The following is a 15892-nucleotide window of genomic DNA, read 5'->3' on the forward strand; positions in this document are numbered from 1 at the left end:
GTCCCTGGATCTATGATAGCAGTTGATTCAGCACCAATCCCGCAGCCAATCTGTCTGTGGGAAGATGGCACAGGACCGACAAATGTGGTTTTGTATAGAAAAAATAAATGCTTAGTTTTAACTGAGTTTTAACAAGGTTGTTTCATCGACATAAGCAATAGTGCGATCGCGCCATCGCTACAGGTCAACAAAAATGAGCCAGTTTGAGGTTTTGCCCTTACCCATTAAATCTTACAGTATTGCTACATTTAGTGCCGGCACGGCTTTACTGCTGACAACTCTGTTACTGTTTTCCTTCCAGGCAGCTCCTGCAATCTTACTTTTGGCGGCTGCAATGGTTAGCGCTTGGTATGCTGGCTTAAAGTCCGCAGCACAAGAACTAGAAATAGAACGTAATATTATTTCCAAAGTAATTGACACGACGGCTTGCTTAATTGTAGTTCTCGACAGCCAAGGACGGATTGTCCGCTTTAACCAAGCTTGCGAAAAAACTACAGGCTACTCGACAGCAGAAGTAATCAATAAATATGTATGGGATTTGTTCTTAATTCCCGAAGAAATAGATCCAGTTAAAACTGTTTTTACCAAGCTAAAAGTCGAAAATTATAACAGCGAATATCAAAACTATTGGCGCGCTAAAAATGGCGAGAAGCGCTTAATCTCTTGGTCTAATACTGTGACGACAGATGGCGAGGGTTTGGTAGAATATGTGATAGGAACAGGGATCGATATTACTGACCGCAAAGAAGCAGAAAGAGCCCTGGCTTTATCCTACACTAAGCTAGAAAGTCGTGTTAAAGAACGCACAGCAGAACTAACAGTAGCTAAAGAAGCGCTGCAGGCTCAAGAAGAACGATTTCGCTGTTTAAGTTTGTGTTCGCCAGTCGGCATTTTTATGGCAGATTTTGAGGGGCGCTACACCTATGCAAACCCTCGCTGTCAGGCTATTTGCGGCTTGAGTTTGACAGAACTTTTAGGAGACGGTTGGGAGAATTGCATTCACCCGGAAGACAGCGATCGCGTATTGGCCCGATGGTTAGATTATACTCGGCAAGGTGGGGAATATGCGATCGAGTATCGCCTGCAAAGACCAGAAGGAATTGTGCGCTGGATTAACGTTTGTTCCTCGCCGATGTTCTCGGACTCCGGCGAACTCATCGGACACGTGGGCACGGTGAGAGATGTCACGGAAAGACAACAAGCGCAAGCAGCTTTAGCAAGCAGCGAACAGCAACTGAGAACGCTGCTAGAAAATACGCCAGACATCATTATCCGCACGGACAAAAAACTGCGTTATATGTATGTCAATAAAGCAGTGGAAAGAAGCCAAGGAAAACCGCTTTCATTCTTTTTGGGTAAAACCAGTCAAGAAATAGGAATGCCGCCGGATCTGTGCCAAATGTGGGATGAAACCCTGCACAAAGTGTTAGAAACGGGTCGAGAAGAAATTGTCGAATTTCAGGCTTTCTCAATCAACGGCATCCGAAATTATCAATCCCGCGTAGTTCCCGAGTTGGACAAAAATGGCGTACCAGAATCTGCCTTAATTGTCGCCCGCGATATTACAGAAATCAAAATTGCGGAAACTCAAAGATTCCAGTTAACAATCGAGCAAACAGCGAGGGAAAAAGCGGAAATAGAACAGCAGCGCTCGGCATTTTTAGCAGAAGTCAGCAAAATGCTGGCTGATGCTTTTGACGGGGAAACGGTGCTGCAAAAGGTAGCAGAATTAGCAATAAATTCGATCGCCGACGGGTGCTGCATTCATTTGACCGAAACCGACTCAAACGTGCGTCGAGTCGCTGCGGCTCACGCAGAAGCCTCTATAGTTGATAGTCTGAATAACTTGAGAATCCGAAGTTTGAGCGCCGACAATGCTGTTAACGGCTATCCGCTGGTAATCCGCAGCGGGAAATCCAAACTAATTACCGAAGTGGATGAGGAGATTCTAGCAGCAGGAGCGGAAAATGCCGCAGAAATGGAAATATTGCGATCGCTCAATATCGGATCTCACGCTTGCGTACCGCTGAAAGCCCGCGGGCGGGTAATGGGTTCCATTACTTGCTTTACGTCAAAGTTTGGCCGTCGCTACAGTGCAGAAGACTTGGCAATGCTAGAAGATTTAGCATATCGCGTGGCGATCGCCCTCGACAACGCCAGACTTTACACTGAAGCGCAACAAGCACTATCTCAAACATCGCAATCCTTTGCCTTAATTGACGCGCTGTTAGAAGCATCTCCCCTAGCGATTTGCTTTATGGATCGCGAAATGCGCTTCATCCGTATCAATCAAGTATTAGCAGAACTCAACGGTTTGCCGATAGAACAGCATCTCGGCCAAGACTTCCGCCAATTGTTGCCAGAACATGCAGCCAAATTTGCGCCGATAATTCAGCAAGTTTTAGAAACCGGTCAGCCTGTTTTAAACTTAGAAATGAGCGGCGAACCTCATGGGAAACCGGGATATTTCGGTTACTGGCTAGCCAACTACTACCCAGTGAAAAATGAAAAGGGAGAAATAATCGGAGTCGGCCTAATTATCACAGATATTACCGCAGCAAAACAAACAGAATTAGCTTTGCGGGAAAGCGAAATGCGCTTCCGCAGCGTGGTAGAATCTAACATGATCGGCATCGGTTTCTGGGATGCCAACGGCGAAGTTACTGAGGCTAACGACGCCTTGCTGGAAATGATTGGATATACGAGGGAAGACTTAGTTTCGGGACATATCCGCTGGCTCGAACTCACGGCGCCGGAATATCTAGAACTCGATCAAATCGCCCTCGCGCAAGTCGAAGCATTAGGAAGTTGCGCGCCTTTTGAAAAAGAATATCTCCGCAAAGACGGCGCGCGGTTCCCAGTTTTAGTCGGCGGCGGAAAATTCCAAGGATGCAAAGACAAAGGAGCATTCTTCGTACTAAATATCACAGATCGCAAACAAGCCCAAAACCAACTTCGAGAAAACGAAATACGCATTCGCCGCCAACTAGCAGAACTCGACTTAGTTTACCAAACCACACCAGTCGGGCTGTGCTTTGTCGATACCAATTTGCGCTACATCCGCCTGAACGAATGCCTCGCTGCGATCAACGGCCGATCGATCGCAGATCACATCGGGCGCACGGTTAGAGAAGTAATTCCCGAAATGGCCGATATGGTAGAGCGGATTTACCGCCAAGTGCTGGCGACGCAAACCCCCGTGCTCGACTTGGAAGTTAAAGCCGAAACCAAGCAACAGCCGGGAGTTTTGCGCGATTGGCAAATCAGCTTTTACCCCGTGAGCGATGAATCAGGAACACTGCTGGGAGTCAGCACTGTGGTAGCCGAAATCACCGATCGCAAACAAGCAAAACGAGTAATACAGCAAAGCGAAGGCATATTCCGGCGGCTGTTCGAGTCAAATATTTTCGGAGTCGCGATCGGCGATTTTAGCGGCCGCATCGCTTACGCCAACCAATCGCTGCTCAACATGGTCGGCTACACCCGCTCAGACTTACTCTCCGGTCAAATGCGGTGGGACAGAATGACCCCCCCCGAATACCTGCACCTCGACGCCCTGGCGGCCGGGGAACTGCGGGCTAAGGGAGTCGCAACTCCTTTCAAGAAAGAGTACATCCGCAAAGATGGCAGCCGCGTGCCGCTTCTGATGGGGGGAACCACTCTGTGCCCGGACAACGGCGAACCAGAGACGATCGTCGCATTCTTCATCGACTTGACCGAGATCTCGCGGGTGGAAGCAGAACTCAAAAACTATCAACAACGGCTGCAAATCGCTCAGCAAGCAGGCAAAATCGGAACTTTTGAATGGAACGTCCAAACCGGCGAACTCGCGTGTACGCCGGAGTTCGAGGCTTTGTACGGGCTGCCTGCAGGCGGTATCGACAGCTATCAAAGTTGGGCCCAAATGGTGCATCCAGACGATCGCGCTGCTACCGAAAAGCAGGTAAAAGCTGCGATGGCTTCCGGGGAAGAATTAAACATTGAGTTCCGCATCTGCCGCCCGGACAAAACCGTCGGCTGGATTGCTTGCAGGGCGAAGGTGTTTCAGGACGATCGGGGTTTGCCTTGGCGGATGATCGGGGTGAACGTAGATATCACCGATCGCAAACAAGCAGAAGCCGCGCGATCGCACATCAATCAAACTTTAGAAGCCTTGATTCAGGCTTGTCCCCTAGCAATTACCGTTTTGGACTGCGACGACGGGACTGTGAAAATGTGGAACCCAGCGGCAGAGAGGATGTTTGGCTGGCATGAATCAGAAGCGGTAGGTCAATTTGTGCCCTGCGTTCCGGCAGACAAGCGGGAGGAATTCACGGCTAATTTGAAAAGAATTCGCGCAGGAAAGGCGATCGCCGGCATGGAAACCCAGCGCCAAAGGAAAGACGGCAGCTCGATCGACATCAGTTTGTGGGCAACTCCAGTCCGCGACACCAACGGCAATATCAACTGTATGTCGATCGTCGCCGACATCAGCGATCGCAAGCAAGTGGAGGCCCAACGCGCTCAGTTGCTCGAGCGCGAACAGGCCGCGCGGGCGGAAGCAGAAGCGATCAGCCGCCGGAAAGACGAATTTCTAGACTCTCTTTCCCACGAATTGCGAACGCCTTTAAATGTGATTCAGGGGTGGGCACAGATCCTGCGCGCCCACCCCTATAACCAAGATAAATTAGCTTGGGGTTTGGAAGCCATTGAGCGTCAGTCGAAGGTGCAGATCCAGCTAGTGGAAGATTTGCTCGACGTTTCCCGGATTATTCAAGGCAAGCTGGCGCTAAAACCCGGCTGGTTCTACATGGTAAGGACGATCGAGGCGGCTCATAATTCAGTTCGTTTGGCAGCCGAAACCAAGTCGGTCACCGTTTCGTTAGAACTTGACCCCGCAGTCGGCTTGATGTGGGGCGACGCCCAGAGGTTGCAGCAAGTAGTGTGGAATTTGCTGACTAACGCCGTGAAGTTTACGCCTTCGGGGGGAAGTGTGCAAGTGTGCTTGTCTGCGGTAGCTGTTAGCGATGTCTCATCTCCCAATTACGCGCAAATTACTGTCAGCGATACCGGAAAGGGCATTTCTGCTGAGTTTCTGCCCTACGTGTTCGATCGCTTCCGACAAGCAGACGCCTCGAAAACTAAGGCTGATAGCGGTTTGGGACTGGGATTGGCGATCGTCGAGCACTTGGTGCAACTCCACGGGGGGACTGTGACTGCAGAAAGTCCCGGTAAAGACCAGGGTGCGACATTTACGGTAATGCTGCCACTCAAACAGCCTCGGAGTAAGCAGCCGCAGTTGAGAGGAGAAAGGAAATCCAATCCAATGCCTCCGGGTATTTTGACTGGTTTAAAGGTGTTGGTAGTTGACGACGAACACGACAACCGCGAGCTTTTGATGGTTGCGCTGCAACAGTGTGGGGCGACTGCGACTGCGGTTGCTTCGGCTGCGGAGGCGATCGACATTTTACAGCAGTCGCCGCCGGATATTTTAGTTAGTGATATCGGTATGCCCGTTGAGGACGGCTACTCGCTGATCCGCAAAGTGCGATCGTCCGCATCCGACCAAATCAAGCGCTTGCCGGCCGTAGCGCTAACAGCTTATGCTAGCGAAGAAGACCGCGATCGGGCGATCGCCACTGGTTACAACGAACACTTAACAAAGCCGATCGAACCCGCTCTCTTCGCCGCCGTTTTAGCCAAGTTAACAAATTTACAGTAAGGCGATCGGGTTCGATGAACGCACAAATAAGATCATTTCTGTTTGATTCGGATTTGTATGATGTTAAATCTTGTATGGGCGGGTTCACCAATAATAATTGCCCATAATCTACTATCTTATAAACCCGCGCCCGCTGGCTTTTTATTAAAAATATGATGACCGATAGACACAAAGAAATTAGAAAATTTATCACATTTTTTGTAAGTAAAAATGAATCAAATTTCCAACAGCTAGAAACAGAACTAACATAAGCAAATTTTCCCATCCGCGTCCAATCTTCGCTAGTAGTTGGCTGTATTGAACCGGGCGGCAATTTTCCCAGTTTTTAGGGCGCGCCAATTGCCGGGAAAGGCACGCTACAGCAGTTAAAATACGATTATCAGCGCAATTGGTTTACGCCCATGCCCATTTATCACTTCAACCGCCTAACCGCCAAATTTTTCAGCAAGCTTCCCCTGCGAACGGTTCTGATTGTTCCGTTAGTTTTGCAAACGGTAAGTGTAGTTGGGCTAGTGGGCTATCTTTCTTTCAAAAGTAGTCAGGAATCAGTCGAAGATGTAGCGCATCAGTTAATCGAACAAGTAGAAAAGCGAATTAGCGATCGCCTCACCTATAATAATGGGCTGTCGGCAATCAATACCTTTCTGGCTAGGCTGCACTTCTCTGGATCGGGACAAACTTTTATTATGGATCGATCGGGTAATCTGATTGCCACATCCACACTAGAAACACCTTTGGTGACGCCCGCAAAAAAGCAACCGACGCCATTGCTAGCCACCAACAGCAAGGATGCCCGAACGCGAGATATTGCTCGACAACTCACCAACCGATTTGGTAACTTCCGCACCCTGCAAACAACCGAGAAATTGACCCTAGCTAACAAGGGCGATAGGCAGTTTGTCCGCCTCACTCCCTATCGAGATTTCCGTGGTTTGGATTGGTTGATTGTGGTGGTTGTGCCAGAGTCTGATTTCATGGCTCCGATTCAAGCAAATACCCGCAATACATTGTGGTTATTGGCCGGTACACTGCCGCTGGCGATCGCGATCGGATTGTTGACTTCCCGTTGGGTGACAAAACCAATTATGCGCTTGAATACCGCCGCCAAAAATCTTGCAAAAGGAGAATGGGATCAACCTTTAGAAATTAGACGCTTGGATGAAGTCGGAGAACTCGCCCATTCCTTCAATCTTATGGTCGTGCAACTGCAACAGGCTTTTGCAGACCAAAAATCTTTAAATGAAGCTTTAGCGCACAGCGAGAGCCAACTCAAGCAATTTATCGAAGCCATACCTGCAGGAGTATCTATCCACGATGCCTCGGGTAAAGTCGTGTACTTCAACGAAACTGCCAAGCATTGGCTCGGCGTAGAAACTATCCCCGATGCGACTTTAGAAGAAGCAGTAGAAGTTTATCAAATGTACCGCCAAAACCAGCCGTATCCAATTGAAGAACTGCCCGCATTCCGAGCACTGCGCGGCGAAACGGTATTCCTTGAAGATATAGAACTTTATCGAGAGGGGAAATTTATTCCTTTTGAGGTGCGCGCCACACCCATTTTCGACGAAGGCGGAAATATTATTTATGCCATCAATGCTTTTTATAACATCACACAGCGCAAACAATCTGAAAAAATATTAAGCGACTACAATCGCACTTTAGAAACCGAAGTTGCCGAACGTAGCTACGCCTTAGCTGCTGCTAACGAACTATTACAATCTGAAATTGCAGGTCGCAAATTGCTCGAGCAAAAACTTTACAGTTCTACTGAGCAATTTATAAAAATATTTGACTCGATTACAGATATTGTATTGATTTTTGATATGCAAGAAGCAACCATTCAAATTATACCCACTAAGGGAATTTTTCAATACAACTATCACACGAATCAGATCGACTCCATGATCGAACAATTTTTTGCTGAGGAAAGCAAGGAGATTTATTTCGATCAAGTTACCCAGGCATTGGAAGCTCAACAAACTATTAGTTTTGATTACAGTCTGCAGATTAATAACCAAGAAGTTTGGTTTGCTGCTAAAATTTCGCCACTGTCGGATATATCCGCTGTTTGGGTAGCGCGCGACATTAGCGATCGCCAGTTGGCGGAAGCCCGACTGCTGGAAGCCCAAAAAATTGCTCGTATTGGCAGTTGGGAACACGATATCGCCACAAAAAGAACTACTTGGAGTGAGGAACTATATCGCATTTATGAGCTCGACCCTACTCAAAAACCGCTGCCAACCGAACAATTAATTCAGCGTTTTCATCCAGAAGATCGATCGCGCTATCTGGCAATGGTACGCGATAAAGCTATGTCGGGGCAAAGCTTTGAAATTGATCTGCGGCTGATCCGAAGAGATGGCTCGCTCAGTTACATTGAAGTTCGAGGGAAACCTGTTTATGATGAAAAAGGGCACTTGATCCGTTTGTTCGGCACTGTCTTGGATATTAGCGATCGCAAACAAGCCGAGTCAGCTTTGCGAGAAAGCGCCCAGGGAGAACAAGCCATCGCCCGATCGATCGATCGCATCCGTCAATCCTTAGATATTGACACAATATTCAAAACCACAACCTCGGAACTGCGACAAACCCTAAAATGCGATCGTGTCGGTATCTATCGCTTTAATCCTGATTGGAGCGGAGAATTTGTTGCCGAATCAATGGCTGCCGGCTGGATATCTCTGATGCAACCTGACGATTTTAATGTGCCAAACACTCTCGTCGAAGACTCTCACTGTACCGTGAAAACTATGCAAGCCGGCGCTACACCAGTGCTGGATACCTATCTACAAAAAAATCAAGGCGGTATGTACGCTAGAGGCGTTCCTTACCGGATAATTGAAGACATATACAGCGCTGGCTTGAGTCCTTGTTACCTAGAACTGTTAAAACAATTTCAAGCTCAAGCCTACGTTATTTTCCCCATATTTTGCGGCAGTCAACTTTGGGGTTTGCTCGCCAGCTATCAAAATTCTGGACCCCGCACTTGGCGCGAAGCAGAAATCAATATTGGGCTGCAAATTAGCACCCAATTGGGAGTCGCTTTACAACAAGCTCAATTGCTCGAAGCCACTCAAAAGCAAGCAGTACAGCTTCAACAAGCCGCCTGGGCCGCAGAAGCCGCCAACCTTGCTAAAAGCACTTTCCTCGCAAATATGAGCCACGAACTTCGCACCCCGCTAAACGCAATTCTGGGATTCTCCCAATTGATGCAGCGCTCTACCAACCTCACTCGCGAACAACAGGAAAATATCCGCATTATCAACCGCAGCGGAGAACACTTGCTCGCTCTAATTAATCAAATATTAGATTTAGCCAAAATAGAGGCGGGACGCATTACAATCAACCCAACAGACTTTCAATTAAACAGCCTGTTGAACGATCTGGAAGAGATGTTTCAACTCCAGGCAATGGAGCAACAATTGCAGTTAATATTTGACTGCTCTAGCGAAGTTCCCGAATACGTGCAAACCGATCAACTTAAGTTGCGTCAAGTTTTAATTAATCTGCTTTCTAACGCGATTAAGTTTACCAAAGAAGGAAGTATTGCGGTAAGAGTAAGTGCGGTGAGGGAGAGTGAAAATCAGCAAATACCAATCAGTAATTACCAATTACATTTTGAAATAGAAGACACTGGCTCCGGCATGGCTCCTGATGAGTTAGATAAGCTTTTTCAAGCCTTTGTGCAAACCAAAACAGGAACCAAATCTCAGCAAGGAACAGGCTTGGGGCTGGCTATCAGCCAACAGTTTGTCAAGCTGATGGGCGGCGTGATTACTGTACGCAGTGAAGTAGGACGTGGGACCACCTTCGCGTTTGATATCCCCGTCAGTGCCGTTGATGCCCCGGCGACTCAACCCGTAGAGCCACCGCGTCGAGTGATAGCCATGGAACGCAACCAGCCACGCTATCGTATTTTGATTGTGGACGATCAATCGGATAACCGCCAACTGCTGATCAAACTCCTCGCTGGCTTTAACTTTGAACTCGAAGAAGCCAGCAATGGCATGGAAGCTATTGAAATGTGGTCGAGTTTTGAGCCACACTTAATTTTTATGGATATGTGGATGCCCGTGATGGATGGACATGAAGCGACCAAACGCATTAAAGCCACCGTTAAAGGTCAAGCTACGGCAATAATTGCCGTGAGTGCCGGTAACGCCGAGGAAGCGCAAAGCGTTACTGTATCAGATGATTGCGATGACTTTATCCACAAACCCTTTCGAGATACAGAAATTTTTGCCACCCTGCACAAACATCTGGGAGTGCGTTACATTTACGATGAACCGGAGAGTGTTCCCGAGTCAAATCAAATCGAGGTTCCTACTCCAGAGACTCTGGCAGTTTTACCCGCAGATTGGCTGGCAGCTTTAGAGAAAGCCACAATTGAGTGCGATTTAGAGTTAATTCTGATCCACATTGAGCAAATTCGCGATCGCAATGACGCTTTAGCTAGCGCTCTAGCCACATTGGCTAACGAGTTTCAGTTCAATCAAATACTAGCTCTCATCCATCCCGAACCAAAATAATAAGGATATGAGATAGGTTTGTAGTGAGTACGATCGTCCTCATAAAACCCCATCGGGCGATCGTACTCACTACAAACCTATAAAGGTTATTTTACCGAACTAAATATGAATTACGAACCAACTCCCGTCTTAAAAGGGAATATTTTAATTGTTGATGATATTCCGGCTAATTTGCAACTTTTAGCTCAAATACTCTCGCAGCAAGGGTACAAAACACGCACCGCACCCGACGGCAAACTAGCGCTGCGGTCAATCGAGTTAACTCCTCCTGACTTGATTTTGCTCGACATCATGATGCCCGGTATGGACGGCTACAAAGTCTGCGAAGCATTGAAAGCTTCTCCCACAACCAAAGATATTCCAGTTATTTTTATCAGTGCTTTGAATGAAGTATTAGATAAAGTCAAAGCATTTGAAGTTGGTGGTATAGATTATATCACAAAACCGTTTCACGAACAAGAAGTTCTCGCCCGCGTTTCAAATCAACTCGTGCAGCGCCAGTTGTTCCAACAAACACAATCCTATGCCAAAGAACTCGAACAAACCGTAACTGAACTAAAGAAAACTCAAGCTCAGTTAGTACAGAAAGAAAAAATGGCTTCTTTAGGTCAGCTAGCGGCAGGAATTGCTCACGAAATCAACAATCCCGTCAGCTTTATCTACGGCAATATTTCTCTAGCGGCGGAGTATGCGCGAGATTTGCTTCGCCTCGTTGAATTGTACCGACATTACTACCCCCACCCCGTTGCAGAAATTATTGGGGAATTGGACGAGATTCAACCCGAATTCATCGCAGAGGATTATCCAAAACTTCTGAATTCGATGACAGAAGGTGCTTCTCGGATTAGCGAAATTGTCATGTCTTTACGGAACTTCTCCCGCCTTGGCGAACAAAAGTACAAACCAGTGGATATTCATGAAGGCATTGACAATACTTTAGTTATTTTGCAACATCGCTTGAAGGGAGCAAACAAAGCTGGTGAGATAGAGGTCATTAAAAACTACAGCCAACTGCCAAGAGTCACTTGTTACGCCAGTGAGTTAAATCAGGTGTTCATGAACCTGCTAAGTAATGCTATTGATGCCCTGGAAACTCAACCTTCTCCCCGAAAAATTACGATCAGCACTTCAGTAGGTTTTGAGTCAGAAGCTGCGCTGCACAATCACGATTCAATATTAGCCACTCCAAACAATCAATCCGTTGTGATTAACATTGCCGATAACGGTTGTGGGATGAGCGAGGAAGTGCGCCATCAAATATTTGACCCATTTTTTACTACGAAGCCTGTAGGCCGCGGTACTGGATTAGGGTTGGCAATTAGTCACGATATTGTAGTGGAAAAACATCGAGGTCAAATCAGTTGTATTTCTGCTCCTGGTCGAGGAACCGAGTTAATTTTGCAGATTCCGATATATGTTAAATTTTAATAGATTTTAACCTTTTAAAATTTAACAGACCCAGAGAATATATCACATAGATTGTACGCGAGCATCTGTAGGGAAACGGCATTAAGCTGTCGCGCATTTAAATTGTATATTCAGGGCGGGCGGGACACCCCACAAGACTTTGATTTTTTTGAGAGACAATTTCAATGCCGCAATGGCTATTGGTGTTCCCTTAAGGTAAAACCTATATTCCGTCAGCCCGTCAGGGGTTGAAACAAGAGCCTCAAAGCGAAAGTCCTCGCTTTCGAGGACTGAATAATTTATTAGTCCTCGGAAGCGAGGACTTTCGCTATAAGCCCCGTGGAATTCATTCCCTGGCGAAGTGCCGGGTGAGCGGTATTTACTTTAAATCCAGCAATCCGCTAGTTTTCAACTTGGGATTAAACCGGATTTCTTCAGTTACGCCGCGAGCTTTCAGCAGTGCAAAAATTTCATTTTCCACGCGCCGCGCGACATTTTTTAACAATTTATCTTTGGCAATTTCATCGGCGAAGATACCTTCATAATTAGCCGTTTCTTGGGCAGTCATTACAGTTTTTGTGTCTATGGGATCGTTCCACTTGGCAGCATCGGCACCGTTACCTTGGGGTTGGGAACCGTTTTCGGCAATCCAACTTTCTCTAATGCTTTCTAGAATAGTGCGGCTGGGCTTGTCAATAGTTTGGACTTTCAGCCAGTAGCAATATTGGGTTTGCCGTACCAAATGCTGTTTGAGGCTGAGGTAAATGTCGCGAGAATAGCCGACAAATTGCAGGACTTTCTCGCTGTCAAAAATCGCGTAAACGCCGATTTTTCCCTGGACAAAATCGGGCAATTTCCCCTCGGAGTCTATGTATGGAATGAATTCTAAGCTGGCGAGAGATTGAATGTCTTCTGTCATCCGATTTTAGATTTTAGATTTTAGATTTTAGATTAAACCACAGATTAACCAGCCTTTACCTAACTCTTGAAAACTCGATAAATTGCACAGAGGCGGCTGGGTTTAAATATTTTGGCTTGGAACATGAAATTAGGCGGGACGTTGACGATCGCAAAATCGCTCGATTCGTGATACTTTTCAAATTCCGCAGGCATTCCCTTCGGCGTCTCGCTGCTGTAAGGGACTGGCTGAAAAAGTAACTCGGCAAACTCAATGCGCGAACATTGCAATTGTAGCGCTACTTGTTTGACAAAGCTTTCACCGGTTAACAAACCGAACAGTGCAGTTTTAGCATCGGGTTCGAGGACAAAACTGCTATCGTAGCTTTCAATAATCTTAAGACCCATTTTCTGTATACTCCTGACACACGGCGGTGAATGGTTATCGGTTAAGTGTTTTGAGCGATCGACTTATTTTGAATTTTACCTGACACTGACCGTTTTGAAGGCCGAAGGTATTCGGCACGAGGTCAATAAAAATACCACAATCAGGAAATTTTGACAAAGAGGCCTGATTTATTTGCCGATCGCTTTTATCATGTCCGTATCGCCATCTATCCGACTACGACTAAAAGGCTATGCAGAAGATTGAAAAAGCATCATTCCCAGCTTCCAGAAGTGCCCCGAACCAGCCGGACTGGCTAGAATTGGTAGAATACGCCTCTGTTGCTGGTTCAGCTATTGGCACGATTGCTGCAGGATTGTCGGGCCAAATTGTCTACGCTGCCGCCCCCTTAACCGCAGCACTTTCGCTGAATCTCGCCAATCGCCAGCGTTTCGAGCAACAAATGCAACAAAAGGCAAATTCTGCGATTACGGACGTACAGGCCGCAGTAGAACGTCGCTCGCAGCAAGTTCAGATACTACCTGGAGAACCTGCGGAACTCTACACCGCCGTCTCCGACTTGCGGCAGAAACTCCAGGGCTTGGAATCCGGCGCCATCGCCGAGGTACAAGCTGCCGTAGCCTCCCTCGAACGCCAAGCCCTGGCGCTGCCGGCTGACTCTCAGGAACTCTACACCACTCTGTCCGATTTGCAGCAAAAACTCCGCATTTTGGAAACTAGCGCCCTCAGAGAGCATGATTGGGAAAATGTCAACGTCCGATTTTTATTGATGGGCGAAAAGTTAACTGAAGTTAAAACTATTACGGCTCAGTTACAGGAGCGATCGAACGAAGTAGACTTCGATACAATCCAAGGTTCTCTCAAGCAATTGCAGGACTTGCTCGATCGACCCACAATAGACACAGGGATGCTGCAAACCGAGATTCAGCAGTTGCAGCAGCAAGTTTCCCAATTGCAGAGACAAAATCAAGAAATTGTCAAGCCTTACTTGCAGCGTCTGACTCGCGCCGTGAAGAAACTATCAGCAAATTAGTCTTACTTATTCGTTTTTCGTAGGGTGCAGCGCGGGCATCTTCCCGCAGTCTTTTGTAGGGTGCGCCGGGCCGCGCACCTTACCAATTACCAATTACCCGTTACTAAATTTTTGCCAAGCTTGCCAGAAAACATAAATCGATAAGATTGCCAAGAGCGATCGAAAAGCTAAACTAACAATACGATCGGGCAATCTCGGCAAAAACCGCGTGCTCACCTGCGCGCCCAACAAACCGCCGCCGCCCAGAATTAACCCCACAACCCACAACACATTCCCGCGCGCCGCGTGTCCCGCCGTCGCCGAAATTGCCGTGATGACGATGACGCCCAAGCTGGTTTGAATAGCGGTTTTAATGCTTTCTCCTAACAGCAAAATTTGCAGGGGAACCATAATCACGCCGCCGCCTACACCAAATAAACCCGCTAATAAACCCGCCGCACTGCCGGTGGCAATTTTAGCAAAAGTTGGATTGAATAAAATATTAGAATTATTTGGCAATTGGTGATTGGCAATTGCTAATTGATCATTTTTCCCTGATCCCGCTTCTCCTCCTATTTCCCCTTGTTCTGCTTCCGCTTTCTTCTTAGCTGTCAGGTGCTTGCGAACTTCTATCAAATAAATATTCAACCACAGCAACAACCCAAAAGTAAGTAACAGTAAGTAAGGCGGAAATATCCCAGCCAAATAAGCACCGATTTGTGCGGTGATGACAGCGGGAAATCCGATGCCTGCGACTTGGCTCAAGCTAAGGTAGCCCATGCGCCAATTCTGGATGCTGCCAGAAATAGCTGTAATGACGATCGACAAACCGCTAGTAGCAACCGCTTGTACCGGGGCGTACTTGAGAGCCACCAACAAAGGCACGAGCACCGTACCGCCGCCGATACCCAAAAATCCAGCTAGAATTCCGGCAAAAATTCCCGCCGCACCCAACATCAATAATTCAGTGATAGTCATTAGTCATTAGTCAGTAGTTAACAGTTAACAGTTAACCGTTAACAGTCAACAATCAAATTTTAAGAATCATTAGTCGTGCCGTCGGGCATAATTGCCCGCCTCAGATCTGCATCGCGGAAGTTAGTTCGATTGAGATTAGCGTCAATCAAAACCGCTTCCACCAAAACAGCCCCGCTAAAATTAGACCAGCACAGCTTGGCCCGGTACAAATTAGCTCCGCTCAAATTAGCTCTTGCCAGCGTTGACCAACTCACATTAGCAACTCTCAAATTAGCATTGCTCAGATTAGCTTCGCTCAGATTAGCTCCCACCATCGTTACTTGACGCAAGTCTGCACCAGTCAGGTTGGCCCCGCTCACCATCGCCCCGCTGAGAATTGCCTGATTCAGGTTAGCTCTTTCTAAAAGCGACTCGCTGAGGATGGCATTTGTCAGGTTTACCGCTTTGAGAGTTGACCAACTCAAATTTGCCTTCATCAAATTAATGCGAATCATGCTAGCGTCGGTTAAGTTGGCCGCAAACAAATTCGCTTCGGTAAAGTTGGCTTCAGTCAAGTTAGCTTCGGTCAAATTAGCCTTGGTCATGTTGACTTCTCTTGCCATTGAGCCGCGCAGGTTGGCTCCCATCAGGTTAGCCCCGCTGAGATTGGCCCGGCTCAAATCAGTACCGATGAGATTTGCTTCGCTGAGGTTGGCTTCCGTCATATCCACCCCTGCCAATTTCACCTCACGCAAGTTCGCTCCCGTCAGGTTAGCGCCTTTGAGGTTTGCGTCTTGGAAATTCGCTCTGGTAAAGTTAGCCTCGCTGAGGTTTACCCCTTTTAAGTCGGCCCCGACGAGGTTAATCTCTCGAAAATTTCTTTCTCCGGCCGCATATTGCCTCAGAATTCGATCGGCCTCCATGTCATTCGCCTCGCAATTTTTTTTAAACGTTAGAGTGATGGGTGTTACCACATCATCCCA

8 protein-coding genes are annotated in these 15892 nt (G+C 47.3%); 4 read left to right on the forward strand and 4 right to left on the reverse strand.

All coding sequences use genetic code 11. The features are described 5' to 3' along the window. Window positions 1–193 precede the first annotated feature (193 nt). From QUA38_RS04320 to QUA38_RS04330, 3 genes are all read left to right on the forward strand, one after another. On the forward strand, window positions 194–5701 hold the full coding sequence (locus QUA38_RS04320) for a PAS domain S-box protein (protein ID WP_333159526.1): 5508 nt from the start codon (window positions 194–196) through the stop codon (window positions 5699–5701). Between the two features lie 401 nt (window positions 5702–6102). Then, the gene (locus tag QUA38_RS04325; protein WP_333159528.1) at window positions 6103–10230 is read left to right on the forward strand and encodes an ATP-binding protein; all 4128 of its coding nucleotides are present in this window, start codon (window positions 6103–6105) and stop codon (window positions 10228–10230) included. Between the two features lie 105 nt (window positions 10231–10335). Continuing rightward, window positions 10336–11658 carry a response regulator gene (locus tag QUA38_RS04330; RefSeq protein ID WP_333159530.1) on the forward strand — a complete coding sequence of 441 codons (1323 nt, stop codon included), beginning with the start codon at window positions 10336–10338 and terminating at the stop codon, window positions 11656–11658. Between the two features lie 358 nt (window positions 11659–12016). Here QUA38_RS04330 and QUA38_RS04335 read toward each other — a convergent pair whose 3' ends face one another. Both QUA38_RS04335 and QUA38_RS04340 read right to left on the reverse strand, forming a co-directional pair. Then, a complete protein-coding gene (locus QUA38_RS04335) occupies window positions 12017–12556 on the reverse strand; it encodes a GIY-YIG nuclease family protein (RefSeq protein WP_333159532.1) in 540 nt (179 codons plus the stop codon). A gap of 59 nt (window positions 12557–12615) precedes the next feature. Then, a complete protein-coding gene (locus QUA38_RS04340; RefSeq protein ID WP_333077206.1) occupies window positions 12616–12942 on the reverse strand; it encodes a hypothetical protein in 327 nt (108 codons plus the stop codon). A 230-nt stretch (window positions 12943–13172) separates the two neighbouring features. Between QUA38_RS04340 and QUA38_RS04345 the strand changes: the two genes are divergently transcribed. Beyond that, window positions 13173–13973, forward strand: a complete 801-nt coding sequence (locus tag QUA38_RS04345) for a hypothetical protein (RefSeq protein ID WP_333159534.1) — start codon at window positions 13173–13175, stop codon at window positions 13971–13973. Between the two features lie 93 nt (window positions 13974–14066). Here QUA38_RS04345 and QUA38_RS04350 read toward each other — a convergent pair whose 3' ends face one another. After that, a complete protein-coding gene (locus tag QUA38_RS04350; RefSeq protein ID WP_333159536.1) occupies window positions 14067–14930 on the reverse strand; it encodes a sulfite exporter TauE/SafE family protein in 864 nt (287 codons plus the stop codon). A 59-nt stretch (window positions 14931–14989) separates the two neighbouring features. Next, window positions 14990–15832 carry a pentapeptide repeat-containing protein gene (locus QUA38_RS04355; protein ID WP_333159554.1) on the reverse strand — a complete coding sequence of 281 codons (843 nt, stop codon included), beginning with the start codon at window positions 15830–15832 and terminating at the stop codon, window positions 14990–14992. Window positions 15833–15892: the final 60 nt, after the last annotated feature.

The sequence above is a fragment of the Microcoleus sp. Pol12B4 genome, assembly GCF_036701385.1.
Lineage (GTDB): Bacteria > Cyanobacteriota > Cyanobacteriia > Cyanobacteriales > Microcoleaceae > Microcoleus.

What these genes read in the sequence shown, in the direction of transcription:
- QUA38_RS04320 (WP_333159526.1), top strand. Translation starts at nt 194, where the DNA reads ATGAGCCAGTTTGAGGTTTTGCCCTTACCCATTAAATCTTACAGTATT.
- QUA38_RS04325 (WP_333159528.1), top strand. Translation starts at nt 6,103, where the DNA reads ATGCCCATTTATCACTTCAACCGCCTAACCGCCAAATTTTTCAGCAAG.
- QUA38_RS04330 (WP_333159530.1), top strand. Translation starts at nt 10,336, where the DNA reads ATGAATTACGAACCAACTCCCGTCTTAAAAGGGAATATTTTAATTGTT.
- QUA38_RS04335 (WP_333159532.1), bottom strand. Translation starts at nt 12,556, where the DNA reads ATGACAGAAGACATTCAATCTCTCGCCAGCTTAGAATTCATTCCATAC.
- QUA38_RS04340 (WP_333077206.1), bottom strand. Translation starts at nt 12,942, where the DNA reads ATGGGTCTTAAGATTATTGAAAGCTACGATAGCAGTTTTGTCCTCGAA.
- QUA38_RS04345 (WP_333159534.1), top strand. Translation starts at nt 13,173, where the DNA reads ATGCAGAAGATTGAAAAAGCATCATTCCCAGCTTCCAGAAGTGCCCCG.
- QUA38_RS04350 (WP_333159536.1), bottom strand. Translation starts at nt 14,930, where the DNA reads ATGACTATCACTGAATTATTGATGTTGGGTGCGGCGGGAATTTTTGCC.
- QUA38_RS04355 (WP_333159554.1), bottom strand. Translation starts at nt 15,832, where the DNA reads ATGGAGGCCGATCGAATTCTGAGGCAATATGCGGCCGGAGAAAGAAAT.